The organism is Rhodococcus sp. UNC363MFTsu5.1, assembly GCF_000686785.1.
Lineage (GTDB): Bacteria > Actinomycetota > Actinomycetes > Mycobacteriales > Mycobacteriaceae > Rhodococcus_G > Rhodococcus_G maanshanensis.
This window is the reverse complement of the sequence record NZ_JMLO01000016.1, coordinates 1-18,497: the sequence shown is the minus strand read 5'-3', so window position 1 is coordinate 18,497 and position 18,497 is coordinate 1. Positions and strand designations below refer to the sequence as shown.

15 protein-coding genes are annotated in these 18,497 nt (G+C 63.6%); 8 read left to right on the top strand and 7 right to left on the bottom strand.

Going from position 1 to position 18,497, the window contains the following annotated elements:
• The first annotated feature begins 9 nt into the window (after window positions 1-9).
• From BR31_RS0114465 to BR31_RS31545, 4 genes are all read left to right on the top strand, one after another.
• Window positions 10-1,245 carry a cytochrome P450 gene (locus BR31_RS0114465; RefSeq protein ID WP_051637434.1) on the top strand — a complete coding sequence of 412 codons (1,236 nt, stop codon included), beginning with the start codon at window positions 10-12 and terminating at the stop codon, window positions 1,243-1,245.
• A gap of 22 nt (window positions 1,246-1,267) precedes the next feature.
• Window positions 1,268-2,407, top strand: a complete 1,140-nt coding sequence (locus BR31_RS0114460) for a serine hydrolase domain-containing protein (RefSeq protein ID WP_027501584.1) — start codon at window positions 1,268-1,270, stop codon at window positions 2,405-2,407.
• Window positions 2,408-3,065: 658 nt separating this feature from the next.
• A complete protein-coding gene (locus tag BR31_RS0114450) occupies window positions 3,066-6,764 on the top strand; it encodes a YobI family P-loop NTPase (protein ID WP_027501582.1) in 3,699 nt (1,232 codons plus the stop codon).
• A gap of 112 nt (window positions 6,765-6,876) precedes the next feature.
• Window positions 6,877-7,041: a hypothetical protein gene (locus tag BR31_RS31545; RefSeq protein ID WP_156042491.1), complete on the top strand. Its 165-nt coding sequence runs from the start codon at window positions 6,877-6,879 to the stop codon at window positions 7,039-7,041.
• 78 nt (window positions 7,042-7,119) lie between these two features.
• On the opposite strand, the gene BR31_RS0114440 is transcribed toward BR31_RS31545, so the two are convergent.
• Together BR31_RS0114440 and BR31_RS28720 are read right to left on the bottom strand one after the other, a co-directional pair.
• The gene (locus BR31_RS0114440) at window positions 7,120-7,800 is read right to left on the bottom strand and encodes an SMI1/KNR4 family protein (protein WP_027501581.1); all 681 of its coding nucleotides are present in this window, start codon (window positions 7,798-7,800) and stop codon (window positions 7,120-7,122) included.
• Window positions 7,801-8,446: 646 nt separating this feature from the next.
• On the bottom strand, window positions 8,447-8,674 hold the full coding sequence (locus BR31_RS28720; RefSeq protein WP_037176713.1) for a three-helix bundle dimerization domain-containing protein: 228 nt from the start codon (window positions 8,672-8,674) through the stop codon (window positions 8,447-8,449).
• 1 nt (window position 8,675) lies between these two features.
• On the opposite strand from BR31_RS28720, the gene BR31_RS31540 reads away from it, so the two are divergent.
• Window positions 8,676-8,849 carry a hypothetical protein gene (locus tag BR31_RS31540; protein WP_156042490.1) on the top strand — a complete coding sequence of 58 codons (174 nt, stop codon included), beginning with the start codon at window positions 8,676-8,678 and terminating at the stop codon, window positions 8,847-8,849.
• A gap of 626 nt (window positions 8,850-9,475) precedes the next feature.
• On the opposite strand, the gene BR31_RS0114425 is transcribed toward BR31_RS31540, so the two are convergent.
• From BR31_RS0114425 to BR31_RS0114415, 3 genes are all read right to left on the bottom strand, one after another.
• Complete coding sequence (locus tag BR31_RS0114425; RefSeq protein WP_027501579.1) at window positions 9,476-9,811, bottom strand: ArsR/SmtB family transcription factor; 336 nt, start codon at window positions 9,809-9,811, stop codon at window positions 9,476-9,478.
• Between the two features lie 89 nt (window positions 9,812-9,900).
• Complete coding sequence (locus BR31_RS28715; protein ID WP_231496492.1) at window positions 9,901-11,133, bottom strand: cytochrome P450; 1,233 nt, start codon at window positions 11,131-11,133, stop codon at window positions 9,901-9,903.
• The gene (locus tag BR31_RS0114415; RefSeq protein ID WP_231496491.1) at window positions 11,133-12,377 is read right to left on the bottom strand and encodes an MFS transporter; all 1,245 of its coding nucleotides are present in this window, start codon (window positions 12,375-12,377) and stop codon (window positions 11,133-11,135) included. Before BR31_RS0114415 ends, BR31_RS28715 begins: the two co-directional genes overlap by 1 nt.
• 146 nt (window positions 12,378-12,523) lie before the next feature.
• Here BR31_RS0114415 and BR31_RS28710 point away from each other — a divergent pair, with 146 nt between their 5' ends.
• Window positions 12,524-13,936: an FAD-dependent monooxygenase gene (locus tag BR31_RS28710; RefSeq protein WP_081830488.1), complete on the top strand. Its 1,413-nt coding sequence runs from the start codon at window positions 12,524-12,526 to the stop codon at window positions 13,934-13,936.
• Here the strand turns inward: BR31_RS28710 and BR31_RS0114405 are convergent.
• Both BR31_RS0114405 and BR31_RS28705 read right to left on the bottom strand, forming a co-directional pair.
• A complete protein-coding gene (locus tag BR31_RS0114405) occupies window positions 13,899-14,573 on the bottom strand; it encodes an HAD-IA family hydrolase (RefSeq protein ID WP_027501577.1) in 675 nt (224 codons plus the stop codon). The genes BR31_RS28710 and BR31_RS0114405 overlap by 38 nt on opposite strands.
• Window positions 14,570-15,565 (bottom strand): AfsA-related hotdog domain-containing protein, encoded by a 996-nt coding sequence (locus BR31_RS28705; protein ID WP_081830487.1) that lies wholly within the window; start codon window positions 15,563-15,565, stop codon window positions 14,570-14,572. The genes BR31_RS0114405 and BR31_RS28705 overlap by 4 nt, the downstream gene beginning before the upstream one ends.
• Before the next feature lie 1,206 nt (window positions 15,566-16,771).
• Here BR31_RS28705 and BR31_RS0114395 point away from each other — a divergent pair.
• Together BR31_RS0114395 and BR31_RS0114385 are read left to right on the top strand one after the other, a co-directional pair.
• Window positions 16,772-17,413 carry an SMI1/KNR4 family protein gene (locus tag BR31_RS0114395; RefSeq protein WP_081830486.1) on the top strand — a complete coding sequence of 214 codons (642 nt, stop codon included), beginning with the start codon at window positions 16,772-16,774 and terminating at the stop codon, window positions 17,411-17,413.
• Window positions 17,414-18,210: 797 nt separating this feature from the next.
• Window positions 18,211-18,497: transposase (locus BR31_RS0114385; RefSeq protein WP_027501574.1), on the top strand; the 287-nt coding region annotated here is incomplete at its 3' end.

Here is an 18,497-nt window from a genome sequence, read left to right as displayed (position 1 = left end):
GTGCACCCAGTGGCTAGCAATGCCGACGACGTCTCGGAGGCGGCACGGGCCGAGTTCCCGTCCTTCCCATCGCCCCGGGCCCGAAGTTGCCCTTTTGACCCGTCGCCTGAACTGCGCATGATTCAGGAAAGGGCGCCGATCGCCCGCGTTCAGATATGGGACGGCAGCACCCCGTGGTTGGTTAGCGGCTACGAAGAGGTGCGGGCGCTACTACGCGACCCGCGGCTGAGCGCAGTGCCCGAACACCCCAACTATCCGCATTCGACCCCCAGTAAGTTCATGCAGCGACTGGGCTTCCTCACCATGGATGCGCCGGAGCACACCCGCCAGCGCCGCTTCGTTGCAAAACCGTTCTCGGCCAAGAGGATCCAGGCCATGCGGCCGGCAATTCAGGAGCTGGTGGAAGATCTGATCGATCGACTTCTCGTCGGGCCGAAGCCTGCTGACCTGTTAGAGGCGTTCTCGCTGCCAGTTCCGTGCGCAGTGATCTGCCACCTGCTAGGCGTACCGTACGAGGACCACAGATTCTTCTCGACGAGCGCCAGGGCGCTCATCAATCCCCGCGCCACCCACGAGGAGGCGATGGCCGCCCGGCAGGGCCTCGTCGACTACATCGATCGGTTACTAACGCTCAAGCGCACCGATCCAGGTGAGGACATGCTGTCGGAGTTGGCCAACGAGCACGTGGCCACGGGCAACTTGACGCAGCACGAGGCCACCCAAACAGGCATGCTGATGCTCCTCGGTGGGTTCGACACGACGTCGAACACCATTTCCTTGGGCGTGCTGGCGCTCACCGAGAACCGCGACCAAGTCGACGCCCTGCTGGAGATGGAGACGCAAGTGGAGATCGAGGGCGCCGTCGAGGAGCTCCTGCGGTACACCGCTGTCCCACAAGGCGGCAGGCGACGGGTAGCCCTCGAAGACATTGAGATCAATGGCATTCTCATCCGGGCCGGAGACGGATTGATCGTCGCAGGCGATCTGGCCAACCGGGACGCTTCAGTGATCGAGGAGCCAGACCGTCTGGACTTGCGCAGGCCCGTGCACAGGCACGTGACCTTCGGACACGGGCCCCACCAGTGCCTGGGAATGCCCCTGGCGCGACTTGAACTGCAGGTCGCAATCCCGACTCTGTTGCGCCGGATCCCGACGCTACGTCGCGCGGTGGCAATGGATCAGATCACATTTCGTGAGCCAGCAATGGGCGTCTACGGAGTGAACGCACTGCCTGTCACATGGTGACCGTCCTGAATGCGAGGGTGCAGTGACGCTAGCAAAGACAATCGACGGTCTGCTGGCGAAGGCCATCGACGACGGCGTTTCCGCGGGCTTCTACGCGATGGCCGCCAATCGCGACCGGATCGTGTTCTCGGGTGGTGCGGGCACGAGCGACGGTACATCTCCGTGGAGGGAAGACACCATCGCGTGGTTAGCGTCGATGACCAAATCGATTGTGGCCGTCGCTGCTCTACAACTGGTGGAACGCGGTGTGATCGGGCTGGACACCCCGACGACCGACGTTCTTCCTGAACTCGCCGCGCTGCAGGTGCTCGAAGGTTACGACGAGGAAACACCTCGACTGCGGACTGCGCGGACTCCGGTGACGTTGCGAATGTTGTTGTCCCACACGGCGGGCACAGGGTACTCATTCCTATCAGCGAACCTTGCTCGATATCAGCAGGAAAACAAGATCCCCACGAGCCTGGAGCTCAAGCTGGCCTCGATCGTGGATTCACCGCTGGTATACGAACCGGGGACTGGCACGATGTATGGAAACGGTCTTGAGTGGGTGGGCTTGGCCATCGCACGGTTGACCGGTCGGGATCTGGCAACCCACCTGCGGGAAACTGTCTTCGACCCGCTGGGGATGGTGGACACGGCGTTCGGAATCGTGGACCGGTCCCGTTTGGCGTCGGTGCAGGCGAAGACCCCGGACGGGTTGGTGGCACTCCCCTTTGAGCTTCCCGCCGAGCCGGAGTTCTTGTCTGGCGGGGGCGGGTTGTACGGGACCCCACGGGACTACTTGAGGTTCCTGCAGATGCTGGGCGCGGGAGGGGTCTTCAATGGGGCAAGGCTCCTTGCGTCGGAAGTACTGACCGCAGCTCAGCAGAGTCATTCGGCCGTGTTCGGGCGGGCGGCATCGGTCGATCCCGCGACGTCTCACGACATCGACCTGCTGCCGGGTACTTCGGTGTCGTGGTCCTTGCTGGGTATGCGCAACGAGGAGCGCACACCGCAGGACCGTCCTGTCGGGACGGTGGCCTGGGCAGGCGGGGCGAACTGCTACTACTGGGTGGACGCGGACGGGGCGACGGCGGGTGTTCTGTTCGCCCAACTCGTCCCATTCGCGGATCCCGGCGTGATCGGGCTCTTCGCCGACATTGAGCAGGCAGTCCGCGCCTGACACGCTTGGGTTCTAGGATCGTTGCAACACCGCTGCTGAAGAGGAGCGATGGACTTCGAGATCCAGCCAGCCCCTGACGGTATGGCTCCAACGAGGACACTGTGAGTGTTTGGGGTGGCCCGGTCGGGCTGATCGAACAACTCGGCGAGATCCACCCTGAGCTGAGTCGTCTGCTGCGCCAACATTCTGCCGGTCCCGCGTTGCTCGCCCAACCGGAGAGTCGGCCCTCTTGTCGCCCCCCAACTTCAGCATCCAAGGAATAGCGCAAGTACCGAATACCTACCGTCCACCGGTCTACGGTGGCAGCCTGCAGCACCCGAGCTGGAAGGGCCTGCGCGACGACAAGGCGCCCGACGAGGTCGACATGCCCGGCCGGCACTGAGTCGCAGAGGCTACCCCGCCTCTATCTGACGGGCGCTGAGCGACGTCGGCCATCGCCTGATCGAGCAGTGGGCAGATCACCAGCGCGCACAGGTACGCGACCCCGACGATCAGACACGGCGCGATCACCAGGGCCACCCCGATCAGGGTGGTGACCAGATGACCCTGCCAGGGCGCACCGGGGTGAGCAGATCGGGGCGGTTGTGCGCAGCGAATTGACCGCGGTACTGACACCAAACCCGGGATGGTGTCAGGGCCACCACCGATAATTCTCGGCATGACCCAGCCAAACACCCTCATTCGACGGATCAAGGACAAGGTCAGGGTCAAGGACAAGGACAAGGACAAGGACAAGGACAAGGTGGCGCTGAAATCCTTGGCGCCGCAATACGACGAAGCCCAGCACAAGATGTACCTGGACCGTCTGGAGAGGGCTGTCGAGGATCCCCGAAACCGCAACATTGCCCTCAGCGGGCGGTACGGGACCGGCAAGTCCAGCGTGCTCGACGAGTTCCAGAAGAATCACAAGAATTCGACGCTGCGACTGGCCGTATCCACCCTGGCACCCGACACGGCGGGCGAGTCGCTGGCCAACCGCATCCAGAAGGAGATACTCAAGCAGCTGATCTACAGCGCCCGAACACGCACACTTCGCCACTCTCGGTTCAGCCTGCGCGGCCCGCTGCCCTGGTGGCGGCCGTTCGTTGATTCCGTTCTGTTCGTCGGCGTGCTCGGGGCCTTGCTGGCGCTGCTGGGGCGTCTGCCCTCGCAGATGGCATCCGGACCTGATCACTCCGGTCTCGAGCGGGCGGTGGTGTGGGCATTGGTGGGCGCCCTACTCGCCGTGGTGCTCTCGGTTCTGCGGATAGTCGCCTACAACCGGTTCACGGTCTCAAACGTGTCCGCGGCAGGCGCGGCCCTGACACTGTCGATGCCGAACCACACCTACTTCGACGAGCACCTTGACGAGATCGTCCACTTCTTCGACCAGGAACCCACGGACATAGTCATCTTCGAGGACCTGGACCGCTACAACAACGCCCAGATCTTCGAGGCGCTCCGTGAGCTCAACACCCTCCTCAACAACACCCCGAAGCGGCTCAAGAAAATCGACAAGCACGACAAGCCTCTCCGGTTCATCTACGCAATGCGCGACAGCCTGTTCGAGAAGATCGGCAAGGACACAGCCGAGGAGGATGACGAGGCGCGGGCCGAGACCGTCCGCGCGAACCGGACCAAGTTCTTCGAAATCGTCATCCCGATCGTGCCGTTCATCTCGCACCGCACTGCCCGCGAGCACCTCCATCAGCTCCTGCAGGAAGCGGACGTCACCGGCATCGAGCGTCCGCTGGTCGAACTCGTCGCCAAACACGCCACCGACAAACGCCTTCTGCTGAACATGTGCAACGAGTACCTCGTATTCGCCGAACGTCTGCTGCGGTCGGACAAGATCGCACCCGAGCTGTCTCCCAGCCACCTCTTCGCGCTGGTCGCCTACAAGAATTTCCACCTGGAGGACTTCGAGAACATCTCGCGGCGCTCCAGCAACCTTGACCGTCTGTACGACTATCACCGCAAACTCGTCGCAACGTCGGTCGCGGACCGCGAGCAGACCAAGCGAGACCTGCTGGCAGAGAATGCACGACCGCCGGCCATCACCCCGTTCGCGAAGCGGCTTGGCAAACGGCTGATAGGAATCGGGACGGCCGAACGTGACCGGATGGGGTATCCGAACTGGGTTTTGAGCTTCTCCGTCGGGTCGGCCACGTACAACTCTGACCAGGTGACCACACCCGCGTTCTGGGAAGCCGTCGTCACCACACCCACCATCGCCCTCGAAGCGACGCAGAACCCGCAGTACGGCGGCCCCAGCCGTCTCACCGCGTGGAACCAGAATCATCTCGAGGACATGTTCCCAGAGGTTCTCCGCGGTCGGTGGGCGGAGAGGAACACCCAGGCGTTTCACGAGGCACTTCAGCAGCTCGACCGCGACATCGAAGAACTCCGCGGTGCCAGCTTCCGTAACCTCGTCAACACCGACAAGTTCACAATCACCGAGGACGCGGGCGATAAGACCGAGAAGCTGACGTTCGCGGAGATCGTGGACAGGACTCTGAAGTCGGTCCTGGCACGAAACCTCGTCAGACAGGGCTACATCGACCGGAATTTCGCCCTCTACGCTGCGCAATTCTATGGCGACTTCTCCGGCGTCGACGTGGCGACGTTCATCGTGCAGACCGTTCAGACCAACAGCATGGACATCAACTACAAATTCACCAGTCCCGGCGCGTTCGCGAACCTGCTGGCCGAAGCCGACGAGGACTTCACCCGCACCATCAGCGCCTACAACGTTCAGCTGGTCGACCACCTTCTCATCGAGGACGTCGAGCGCGCGGACGAGGTCGTGAAGCACCTGACCTCAAACTTCGGGAGCGAAGCGAAGCAGTTCCTGACGGCCTTCTTCACCTCGAACGCAGCGCGGACCCAACTGGCAGCGCGGCTAAGCCGTCAACCATGGCCGGACGTATTCACCTACCTCATCCTCAACGACGGCGTGCCCGCCGACGTACGTACTGAACTCGTAGACGCCGCGCTCGTAGCCGCCGACCCAACGGGCGCCTACGACCTCAGGTCCGTCGTCGGCGACTTCCTGGTCTCGCGGTACAAGCAGATGCCAGCCTTCACCAAGCCCCACCCCAGGGCAGCTGGTCTGGACACGGTCGTGGCCGTGCTGCGCCGCGCAAAGGTGCTTCTGCCCAGCCTCGACGGCATACACGAAGTGCTGCGGACACTCATCGTGGACAGCAACCTGTACGAGCTGACTGCCGGCAACCTGCGCACGGCACTCGACACCACCGGCCAGGTGCCGCTGGACAGCATTCACGACAACGACACGATCTACCAGTACTGCCTGTCCAACCTCGGAACCTACCTCGACGCCGTCGAAGCCGACGACGACACCGACTACTCGACGCTGACCGATGCAACACTCATCGACGCACTCAAGGCAGCGGAAGAGGACGACGAAACCCTCGAGCAACTCACCGCGACTGCGTCGCCCGACAGCTCGCTGCCGCACCTGACCGACGCACCCACGTCGACATGGCCAGCGCTGGCGTCCGCCAAGCTGTTCCGTGCATCGCTGGCCAATCTCGACGCCTACCGCGCCGAGGTCGGAGACATCGACGAGAGCCTCGGCCAACTCCTGCTCGCCGGCGGCGTGATCTACACCGACGACGAGACGGACCAGCCCCACGATGAAGAGGCTGCCGCGACTGCCGCCGTCGCCGTGCTCAATGCCCGGCGTGGCATCCCACGCCCTGAGGACCGAGTCCAACTCGTACAAAGCCTCGGGCTCGAAGAGGGGCTCCCGGCCACACAGATCACCCCGGAGGAGAGCAACCTCTTCGCGCTCCTCGTCAAGCACGACCTGGTTCCCGACGACGCAGCCACCTTCACGCACCTTCGCCAGGGCGGATGGGCTGCCCTCGGACCCGCCATAGTTGCCTCGAACAAAATCGAGAAGGTTCTTACCCCCGGTCTGGTCGACGGGATGATCACCGACCTCTTCGAGGATCCCGAAACCAGCAGCAAGATCGGCCCGCAGGTACTCAGAGGCCTGGCGGACTTCCTTCCGACCGACGACGGCAAGGCTCTGACTGCTGCGGCCAAGTTCGCTATCCAGCACAACACTCCCCTGCCTGTAGAGCACATTCGGCGGGTCGCCACGATCAGCAAGGACGCGAACGTCACCGTTCGACTGCTCCACATCACAGCTCCCACCGCGACCGACATCGTGACAGTGTTGAACGAGCTCGGCGGCAAGTACAGCTACCTCACAACCTGGGAGCGCAGCGAGTTCGAGGTCCCGAACGACGACGCCCACAAGGCGGTGTTCAAGATCATGGATGAGGCGAACCAGTGCAAGGCCCGCAAGAAGCCGTACAAGGACATCCTCGTCGTCAAGCGACCATGACCACGTTCACCCGCTGCGTCGGGGCAATGTTGTGCGGCGCCGGCGGCCACATGATCCGATCGACGAGACCCACCGATGCCCTACGGTCTAAGTCCTATCGGGGTGGTAACAAATGCCAGTCGCAAGCCGCAATGCCGACGAGGAGTTTCCGGTGTGGGAATCGCGCGACATGAACACCCTCCACCTGCTCGGCTCGAGCCTTGACAAGGCGCTTCTCAAGCTGCGCGAGCGCTCCGAGGCCCACGTCATTGAGCCACTGAGACCTGCCCGTCTCTGACCCACAGCTCATCCGGATCCGCTCGAGGCTGAGATCCGCCGGGACGCCACCGCGACCCAAGGCGGGGAACGTGACACCTCAGGCCTGGTTCGTGCCGTGATCTGTGAACTCAGCGAAGCTCTCCACCTGGTCAAGGTCCGGGTCGAGGGCGCGGGCGAGCCAGAGTTCGTACCAGTCGAGGAACGTCAGCGGCTCGCGGGTGTCTGGGTGAAACACCGGTAGTGCGGCGGCGTGCTCGTAGCTGTGCAACCACACCTGCCCCGCGGCCGGGCCGCGGAGGATCAGGAGGTTGTACATGCCGCATCCCTCGTTCGCGAGGAATGTCGCACCTCGGTGGATCCGGCTGATGTTCTCCGACCACTGGAACTCGGAGTCCTCGGCGGCGGGCGGGCAGGGTCGCTCGGCGGTGAAGGGGAAGTCCGCGGCGTAGTCGATCGCGGCGTCCTCGGCCTCATGCGCCAGCGGGAGCAGTCCGAGCATCGGTCCGGCTCCGCCGTCGCCCACCCGGGTGATCCACTCGCGGTAGTCGGCAGGAAGGCCGACGCCGAGCCGGTTCTCGAATGCCGCAAGCACGTCCGGGTCCGCCGGAGCAGCGTGCTCGTAGCGATGCACGGCTGCCCCGTGGATGCGGCATCTGTAGCCGATGACCTCCCGGTCGCCGAGCGATACGACACTGGTCTTCAGATCGGCTGCTCGTAGTCGGTCGAGGCCGGTCACGATCTCGACGATCCGGTCCGAATACGTTTGCGCGCGTTTCATGCTCACATCCTGATGGATGCGACGACTCGCCTCTGGGTTCAGCGACACACCTAGATTGAAGGACACGTCCGACCACGGTCTCTCGCTGCCACGGGCGCCGAGGAGCGGTTCCACTGCTTCACGACCCCGCAGCGCGCCTTCGAGGTATGTGAAAGCCGCTATCGCTGGTCGTCGCTCTGGTAGGCGCCCACTTCCCGCAATAGACTGGACTCAGTGTCACACCTACTCACGCCCTGCGTAGGTGTGGCGCCGGTGGTGGCGCCCTATGCGTCATCGCGCCAGTAGGTGGCCTCCTCCATGCTGGTGGCCGCCCGCTGAGCGCCCGCGCGCACGGCGCAACGGGTTTCAACCGTGCGCGCGGCCCGCGGGCCAGGCTGCATACCGTTGTTGGCCGATGAGAATGCGCTTCACGTCGGCATGAGAAGGCCTCGCCGCCCGAGGGAGCGGCGAGGCCTTTGCCGCAGCTTTGGGAGGTAACGGCGAAGCGGAACGATAGGCGGCCCCGGTCGCGACGCGCTTCGATCCTCAGCAAGTTCTCAGCAAGAAGCTCCACGGGCTGACCCGCACCGCGTGCCCGGGGCGACGCGGCGGGAAGCGTGGTTCACGCCAAGGCCACTGAAGACGGCAGGAAGGCGGTTCAGTTCAGCTAGAGAGCTGGTGAATCTGGTTGGGGTGCAGCAAGCTCCCCCTCGGCCCTCCGCTCGACGAGGAGGGGCACGAAGTCGCGAACCCGGCAGCCGTCGAATCGGTGGTGCACTCGATCGACCGTCTCGCAGATCACCTCCCCGGTCACATCGGGGCGCTTTCGTCGGAGGCGGTCCATCACGAACTCGAGATGGCGGTGCTCGTCGTTCGGCAGCAGATCAGGATTCATCGTGGCCACCTTGAGCCTGGACCGGGTAGCGCTCGAGGAGGTCGAAGTACAGGTCCTGACGGATGAGCTCGCGGCGCCCGGAACGCACTGCGGCGAGAAACAAGGTTGCGCGGTCCCTATCATGGAGAAGGAACTCGCGGCCCTGGTCGTCGACCTGCTCATTCGCCAGACGTGAATCGATCTCAGTCACGACCGCGGTGAGATCCCCGACGTCACTCACAACTTCGATTGTGCCGCCGGTCGCTGGACGCCGGGCGGGAATCGATCCAACAGCCGCGAAATGCAGCATGCGCGGAGCTTGGCGCGGTGGCCGTAACGGCTGTCACCGCAATACGATGTAACTCAGTGTCACACCTACTCACCCCCCGCGTAGGTGAGGCACCCCGGTGGTTGCGTCCTATACGTCATCGCACCAGTCGGTGGCCCTCGCGGCCGCTCGCTTAGTGCCCGCGCGCACGGCACTGGTTGGTCCCCGGCCGTGCGCGCGGTCCGTGGTCTGGGGGTGCGGCGACGCTGTTGGCCGGTGAGGATGGCGATCTCATCAGTGCCGTTCGGGTATGAGTGTGGGCCCCGCCGCTCTCCACGACTGCGAGGCCCACGTGCCGTCCCAACTCAACGCAGGACCGGGACAGCGGGGAGGACGGTAGGCGGCCCCGTGCGGGGCGCGCTTCGATACTCAGCGAACTCTCAGATAGCGCGATGCGGGTGGCGAAGGCTGCGCTCTCCAACCCCTTGCGACCACCGCGAGCGCAGGTGCAGCCTGGTTGCTGGGCCACGCGTGCGCGCTACGGAAAGTGCACATCATTGTGCGCCCATGCGTGTCTTACGGTCGGCAGCGACAATCAGGTCGAGGAGCCCGGGGAAGGCCTTCTCGAGGTCGTCACGGCGTAGTCGGGTCATGCGGCCGTTGCCGACGTCGCGTTGCCAGACAAGTCCCGCGGTGCGGAGGACCTTGAAGTGGTGGGTGCGTGTGGATTGGGCCCAGGGCATGCCGAAGACGCTGCAGAACTGCTCGGTGTCGTCGGGTTGTTCGGCAAGCTGGACGATGACGCTGCGCCGGTTTTCGTCTGAGAGTGCGTGCAGAATCTTCGAGAGATCGAACTCGTCGAGGTCCGGGTGTCCGTCCTGATCAGCCATGTCAACCGTGTTCCTTTCGCGGAGGCGCGGCAATACCTCCGCAATAAATGGTACCTACTGGAAATGTGGCTGGTTGCACTCCCGTGGGATCAGATCGAGGAGTCGACAGGCAGGCTCAGGGGGCGGTGCACAAGCACACCGGTGTCCCAGGCGATCGTTTCGGGGTCCACCGCGAGGCGAAGGTTTGGCAGGCGGTTTGTCAGCACGGTTATCGCTTCGATGATCTCCATGCGGGCCAGGGCCGATCCCATGCAGTGGTGCATACCGTAGCCGAACTGGAGGTGCCGCTTCCCCGTTCGAGCGGAGTCAACAACCCATGGTTCCGGGAAGACCTCGGGGTCACGGTTCGCCTTGTGCGCATCGGCGTAAACGATCTCGCCTGCTCGAAGGGTTCCAGTTCCACTGGAAAGCTTGATGTCGCGCGATGCGATGCGGGGGAAGGTCGAGATCCGCCCGAGCGGGAGCAGGCGGAGCAGTTCCTCGACTACGTCGGGGACCGTCCTCGGGTCGTCGGCCATAAGGTCCCAGAGGCTGTGCTCTACCAGGGCTGTGTAGACGATCTTCGACAGAACCGACAGGACGTTCTGGTCGCCTCCGACCAGGGAGCCGAGCAGCGTCGCGGCGTACTCGGCGTCGCTGACCGGTGGTTCGACGGTGTCTCGGGCGGCGAGGAGATCCTTAATGAGCCCGTTGTTGAGGTCGCGTTGGCCGCTGACGAGGTCTTCGATGTAGTGGTAGAGCTCCCAGAAGTCTTTGAGAAGCTGGGGCACGTCGGTGTCGTGGGCGAGCTGCATTTGTCGGGACAGGTGCCGAAATTTGGGGATGTCGGATGCGGAGATCCCCAGGTAGTAAGCGTTGACGTTGATTGTCAGGGGGTCGAGGACCTCGCTCATGAGGTCGACGTCAGCGCCCGCAGTGAGGGTGCTGCTGAGGCTGTCGACGGCGGAGTCAGCGAGTCGACGTACTGTCGGCGCGAGGCCTGTCATCGTGTTTGCGCTGTAGCCCGCGGCGACGAAGCGCTTGAGCCGCCCGTGATCTGGGTGATCGAGGTTGAGGAGCATGTCCTCGGGCATGATCGTCGGTAGGAAGCTCGGGCCGTCATCGACGTTGGTTTCGCGTCGGATGAACGAGGTGTCGGTGAGCACCTGGTGCACATCGGCGTAGGTGGTCAGATGAACTGCGGTATGGCCGGTGGGCAATGTGATCTGCGGGAGCCCGCCTGGTGAGAGGGCTGCTTGGGTTGTGATCATTCCCGGCGGGGTGATGTTGGGTATCGAGCGAACGTCGAACCGGACACGGCTCGGGCTGGCGGGTGCGGACATCAGGCCTCCTTGGTCGACTGTGCGGACTTGCTGCGGACGATAAGGATCGCGATAGTGATCGCGATGAGGAGGCCGATCAGGCCGACAACGGTGGTGTCGAAGGCGCAGCGGTACACCTCGGGGTGACCGGGCTGGCCCGCGGCGGTGTCTTCCGCGGCGGCGCCGGCGAGTTGTTGACCGACGACCGTGGACAGGACGAATGCGTAGCCGGCGACGAAGATCGCTTCGCTGCCGATGCGGAAGAAGTTGAGTAGACCGGCGGCGGTGCCGGCGCGTTCGGCGGGGACGACAGCGAGCGCGTGGCCGTCGACGAGACCGATGGGCAGGCCAAAACCGAGCCCTAGCAGGACCATTGGGACGATGACCCAGGCGATCGAACGGTTTTCGGACAGGAGCAGCATTCCGATGTTGCCCAGGATGAGCGCGGCGAGGCTCGCGTAGACGACGGATCCGACGTGGACGGATCGGACAGTGTTGACGAGCTTGGCGACCGCGGTCGGGGCGACGAGCACGGGAATGGTCATGGCCAGCATGGTCAGACCCGCGGCGCCGGGCGACATGGACTTGATGCCGCTGAATGCCGACGGCAGATACGTCAGCAGGGTGACAAAGCCGATGGAGCCCGCCACGGGCACGAGGCACATCGCGAGGAACTCGCGGTTACGCAGGAGGGTCAGGTCGAGGATGGGCGCTCGTTTCCCACCTGCGGGGGCCGGAGCAGGTCGCGTGCTCGGGAGAGCCCGAGAGCCGACAGCAGCGAGAGCGAGGACTGCGGCCTGAACGAGAAAGACCCCGCGCCACCCGACACCTGCGACAAGGAGACCGGAGATGGTTGGGCCGAGGGCGAGACCGAGGCCGTTGATCGTGCCGAACAGCGCGAACGCTTGAGTCCGCGCGGCCCCTTCGAAGGTCTTGGAAAGCATGGCGGTTGCGCCGGTGAGGATGGCGGCGGCGCCGATTCCGGCGACGAGGCGAGCTCCGTCGAGGATCGCGAGCGACGGTGCGGCTGCGCTGATAGTGCTGCCGACGGCGAACAGTGTTGCACCGAGGGTGAATGTCACGCGGTAGCCGATGCGGTCGCTCAGGGATCCCCACGCCAGCACGCCGAGGGCGAACGCGACATTGAACCCGTTGACCACCCACTGCAGGGCGGTCGGTTGGGCTCCAAGGTCACTGGAGATTTCTGGGAGGGCGATTGCGGTACCGGCGATCGCCATCGGAGTGACGAACTGCGCGGTGAGCACGATCGGGAGCGTCCACCGGCTCGGTGGTGGCGAGATTGTTACGGAGTCCTGCGAGGTGGCAGTCACAAGGGTTCTCACTTCTTCGTAGGTTCGAGGACTATAGTAGCTATCATGTCTGTTGAACCCCTGCAACTGGAGTCGCTCCTATGACGCCGCCGGTCAGCGTCGATGTCGTGATTGTTGGAGGTGGCCCGGTAGGGATGCTGCTCGCCGCTGAGCTGGCTCTTCAGGACGTGGAGGTGCTATTGCTCGAGACACGGACCGAGGTCGACGAGCGTCCTCGGGCCGGGACAGTGCATGCGCGGTCGCTGTCGCATCTCGCTCGCCGTGGCTACATCCCCTCATGCGAACCAGAACAGATCCCTCAGGTTGCTGGCACCGTGCAGCGCACCGGGTTTCAGTTCGCCGGCGTTTCCGGTTTGACATTGAGCGCGCCCGCCGAGGAGCCTGCGCCCATCGCAGGAATTGGGCAGGCGACCCTCGAGGCGGCATTCGAGCTACGCGCCCGCGAGCACGGCGCAGATATCCGTCGTGGGGTTAGCGCGCGCTCTGTCGTCTGCAGCGGGATCAACGGCAATAGGCGTGTCCAGGTGCAGTTCTCATCCAGTAGTGATGCCACGAAATCCATTGGCACAGTGACGGCGCAGTACTGCGTGGGGGCCGACGGTGCGCGCAGCCTTGTGGCGACCGCTGGCACATTTCCATCCGTCGAGGTCCCGGCGACGATGAACGCGATCGCCGGTCTCGCACGTGCCGGATTCGGCGGTCCGCCAGCCGGGTGGAACCCCACGGCGAACGGCTGGACCATGCACAATCCGAATCCGATCGGCCGGGGACGGGTGATCGGGATGGATTTCCGCGGCCCTGCGGCCGACAGATCAGTCCCTACCGAGTCGGAGTACCTCGACACGATGACTGCGGTCCTGGGTGAAACGCCTGACCTGACTTCGATTTCCCACCTGACCCGATTCAGCGACTACGGGCGCTATCGCTCCGCGATGCGCAATGGCAGGCTTCTTCTGATCGGCGACGCCGCCCACGTCCATTATCCGCTGGGAGGCCAGGGCCTGAACACCGGGATGCAGGATTCGTTCACCCTCGGCTGGCGCCTGGCAAAGGTCGTGCAAGGGAAGATGGCCGATAACACGCTCGACGACTGGTCCCGACGCCGCGCGGCCGTCGCAGCGGTCGTGGTCGGGAATACTGTCCTCCAGTCGCGAATGATGAATCCCGCCATGACCGATCTCCGCGACGCGATGCAGGCGATGTTGACAGTTCCGTCGATCCACGACGGATTCGCGGAAATGATCTCCGGCCAGTTTCAGCCGGGTTTCGTGACCGATCTCGCTGTCACGGACCACGACTCCGGGAAGACTACGAGCCTGGCGCGACTATTGCAGTCTGGACGCAGCGTCGAGCTTCGAGTGGCCGAGGACGCACCGCGGCTGGGCGAGGACGATTCTGACCGGATGTCGATGACCGGTTCCATCGCCCCCGCCCCTCCGTGGCGGTCGGCTCACATCACACCGGATGGCTACTTAGCGCATTTCGTTTGCTGAGCAGCTCGCGGACATCGCCGATCGCCTGTTCTGCGTCGACGAACTGAACTGCGGACCAACCGGACTGACGAGCTGCAGCGCAGTTCTCGGCGAGATCATCGATGAGAATGCAGTCATTGGGCAGGACGGCGTTCCGCTCGGCCGCAAGGCCGAAGATGGATGGGTCGGGCTTGCGGACCCCGACTTTGCATGAGTCGACAACGTCGGTGACAACACAGTCGAGACCGACCATGGGTCGCCAGTACGGCTCCCATTCGACGACGTTGTTGCTGAGGATCCCCACCGGAATGCCGGACGAGGCGAGTTCCAGCGCGAACTGCCGAACCGATTCGTTCGCCCGGTGTCCCTCGAACCACTGTCGCCCGAAGTCGAGCTCGCTACGCGTGAGATCAACGCCGGGGTACTCGCGGGCGATCACCTCGTGCAGCTTCCTCACCCACGTCCGCTCGTCGACAACCGCGAGCTCGATGGGAGCGAGCGTCGGCATCGAGTACTCACGGGCGACCGCGGCCATCGCCTCCTGCAGGATGACCGAGGGGATCCCCGTGCGTTCGGCGTAGGTATCGAAGAGCTCAGACAGTGACGGCGAAAGGACACCGCCGAAGTCGAACCAGACGAAGGGCTTTCGCAGAATCACTGGACCATCGTCCAAATATCGACCGGCATCACCTGCAGGTGAACGCGCCCGGTGGCGATGGCCTCATCGCCCTGTGTGATCCGGATAGCCGCGATCACCGCCCCCTTGCCGTCCGGGTCCGTCTCGACGACAGCACGCGCGATGGTCTCGAGCTCGAACTCGCCGAACTTCTCGAAGCTGATCTCGAGCTGATGCATCACCATCCGGTTGGTATCCAACCCCAGCGAGGCGTTCGCCGCGGCCATCGCGATCTGGCGGGCGGCCTCGAACTGGAGCATGCCCGGCACGTGATCGAGGGCGTGATCGAACAAGGACGGGTGATTGGTGTCGATCACCGTCACGGCGCTGATTTCGGCGGTGTCGAACGTCGGGTTGGCCAAGATCGCGTTTCGCGGGTTGTGTCGACCGACTGCACCGGGTCGCATCCGAGCGACCGGTGCAGCATCGGGGATTTCATGCATATCGGGCAGCCCCAGGCTATTACGCCCACGGCACCGGATACGCGTCCACACCTCGGCGGGCATCCACTGGTAGGCCATCGCCTCGCGCGCAGCGACCTTGCCCTCGATGTATGCGGTCATCTCCAGCGTCAGTCCGGTCACCACGCCGTCGCGCGTCTTCTCGTTGACCACTTCCGCGGTGATGGTGCAGTGTCCGGGACACGTCCCGATTCGGAAGGTCTCGCGATCAATGATCTCGAAATCCGCGGATCCGAAGATGAACTTCTGCGAACGGTCAGCGCCGGCGAAGGTGTGGGCGTAGTAGATCGCGACCTGACGGAATACCTCGATCAGCAGCATCGGATCGTACGTCGCAGCCGTGCCTCGATGATCACTGAAGTAGGAGTGATTGCGCGGCAGTTGCGCCGCGAAGACAGCACCGTTACCCGCAGACTGTGCGTCGGTGAGGAACACTTCGGCGATCGACTCGCGATGGACGATGTCGCGCGGGATATTTCGGTCGAATGACAGGTTTTGGACAGTTGCAGTCACGGGATCCCCCCAGGGTAGAAACTACTTTGCTGAATCACGAGCGATCATCTGGCGGCACCCTACATCCACATAACCTAGTAGGTTCGTCAATGATGGTACCTGCCGTAACTGTAGAACAACCGGGCTCCGTGCGCACCCGCAAACCCAGCAGCGCCAATACGGGGCTGCATCACACGTTCAGCCCCGGGCTCACAGTTCTGGGGCCCCAACTGCTTTCAGTGCAACGGAGTCAACCGCTGTTGGGGTCCGGGCGAACCTGACACGCGGATCGGATTCGCCGGCGGCCTCTGTGCGCACCTCTGGGAATGTGGGAACGGGAACTGGGTCGACGTCTCGGGACCGATCTGTGTTACCGGCTGATCTGACAGCCGTTTAACGGTCTCGATGGAGGTCAGCGGCAGGACGAAGAGCCGCCGCTGGCCTCCCATTCGATCGGTCAACTCAACATGCTCCGCACGCGAGTGGTGATTCCGTGACAGACTCGAGCGCGAAGGGAGCTCAGTGGACATGCAACGCAAGCGCAAGGCCAAACCCTCAAGCACGCGACCCCGCAAGCTCTCCCACAAAGACCTGACGATGTATGGCGGAGCCGGCGCGTCACTCCTGAGTGGCGACTCCCCCGAGACCGCAGTCGGGAAAGGGATCGCCGCACGCGGCTATGCGGGAGCAACAAACAACTCCTATAAATACCACGTCCGATGGAGAGAAAAAGTCGCGTCGACGCATGGCTTCTGGCGGAAGCTAAAAGTCATCGTGATCGGGTAGCGACCACCGACCAGCGCGCCAAAGCAGCGTCGTACGAGCCGATTCGGTGCAACAACCAATTGGATGAGCTCATGACGTTGGTGATGCCGACATGAAGTCGGGTCGCTGGCGGCCGGTTCCCGACGCACTGTGGGTCGATGGTCGTTGTGGTGGATGTTCCAGATCTCGAGGGCAGCAGGCGCGTTGGGTTTCCGACGTCCATTCGCGGGCGTAGAGGAACTACTCGCCAGGGATGCGGTAGTACCGTTCCACTTTGCCGTTGTGTGGCGTGGGGTTCTGTCTCCATCCACCGCTCGCGGCGGCCAGGGAATTCGCCGATCAAGCCCGATGGGGTTCACCGGTGGGCAACGCGAGTATTCATTGGCCTGAATGGCGGTCGGCGCGAGTGCGTCCGTGACTCGCGTGCTTAGTCAAAACCCCCCGCTTGCGTAGGGTTCGCTCATGACTGTCACGGCGGAGTGGGCAAGACTGCTTGATGTCCTTCGAGAGGTCGCGCCCAGCACCGCGAACTCGTTCCGCCCACCCGCCTCGCGCGAGGTGCTAGCCCGATCCGAAGCCCGGACGGGAACGGTCTGGCCACCTGAACTGCGCGAGTTCTTTTCACTACACGACGGCCAGATCGACAATCCTCCGGAGAGCGCCGGCTCGGGAGAACTGCTCCCCATGCAGCATCTTCTCAGCCTCGACCAGGTCACCGACTGGCACGCGATGTCAGCCGAAGTGTGGCGTGAGCTCGCAGATGCGGACACCGACTATTACGAAGGCGGATACGACGGCGTGTGCGCCCAGCACCCGAACGCCGGCTCAACCGCCATGATGTTCCTCCCGAGCTACATTCCCATCGCCGAACTAGACGCCTGCGCATACTTCTGCGACACCCGCCCGGGTGAGCACCACGGCTGCGTACGCCAGTTCGACAAGTACTCCGCAGACAGCCACGGGCCCGCCTGGTCATCCATCAGCGCGATGCTGGCGGGCATCCGAACCTGCATCACTGACTCCCTCCCAATCGGATACTGGGTGCCAGTAATCGAAAACGACGCCCTACTCTGGGAAATCGCCGACAACAGCCAAGACTCATAGCCGAGCCACACCCAATCAAGTCCAGAGGCCCGCACAGGCAATTCCGGTAACATTCGTAGTAGCTCCTGGGAGTTGCCGCCGGTCGAGGAGGTCCTCCGAAAGGGCCAGCCTCTGACCGCCTCAGGTGAGGTCCAGCCCGGCACGGTGCCCCAGACAGTCCCGGACATCCCCGACCGATCCGCGGAGGCTACGACATAGGCGGGTAGTTAACGGTGGAATCCCACTCAAGGATGTCAGTCGGGTTCGGATTGACATCGCACGAGAACTCGCCATCAGCGCTTGCCTGTATCCGGAACGCAAGGGCGCTCTGCTCAAGGGACGACCCCGGGTCGTTCATCGACTCATCAGCCCAGCGCTCCCGGTCCGCGGAGGACAATTCGGCGAGCTGCTCGCATGTCAGGTTCCGAGCCAACTTCGACTCTTCCTGACCACACCCCACGAGCATCGCGCAGCTGGCCATCGCGAATGCTCCTACTCGCGCAGCCACAGGCCCACGCCGGCTCAAAACGAACCCGGTTCCGCGTTCCACACCCTGACCGTAGCCCGCACCGCCCCACAGCGAGCCGGGACGCAAGCATCCACCGGGAACCAACTGATCGAGCGTACGGTCGTTGTCGGTCCATCGTGAGCGGCCTGTCCAAGCCACTCACAGGTGTAAGGGCGCACTCAAATCCAAACCAGATGCAGCAGTTACGTGACATCGGAACGAACTTCGACCATCCCGCATGGACCTCCACACGCAGCTCTGAATCGCCCCGGTGAGTCCGGAGACTTCATCTCTTGTGAAGGATGGAGTCATGTCAGGTTCGAGGAAGTACCCGGCCGAGCTGCGTGAGCGGGCGGTGCGAATGGTCGCCGAGGTGCGCGGCGAGTACTCGTCGGAGTGGGCAGCGATCGAGTCGGTGGCCGCCAAGTTGGGCATCGGTTCGGCACAGACCTTGCTGAACTGGGTTCGTCGCGATCAGGTCGACGCAGGGAAGCGCCCCGGAGTGACCAGCGACATGGCCGAGGAACTCCGCAAGCTCCGGGCTGAGAATCGAGAACTCAAGCGCGCCAACGATATACTGAAGTCTGCATCGACTTT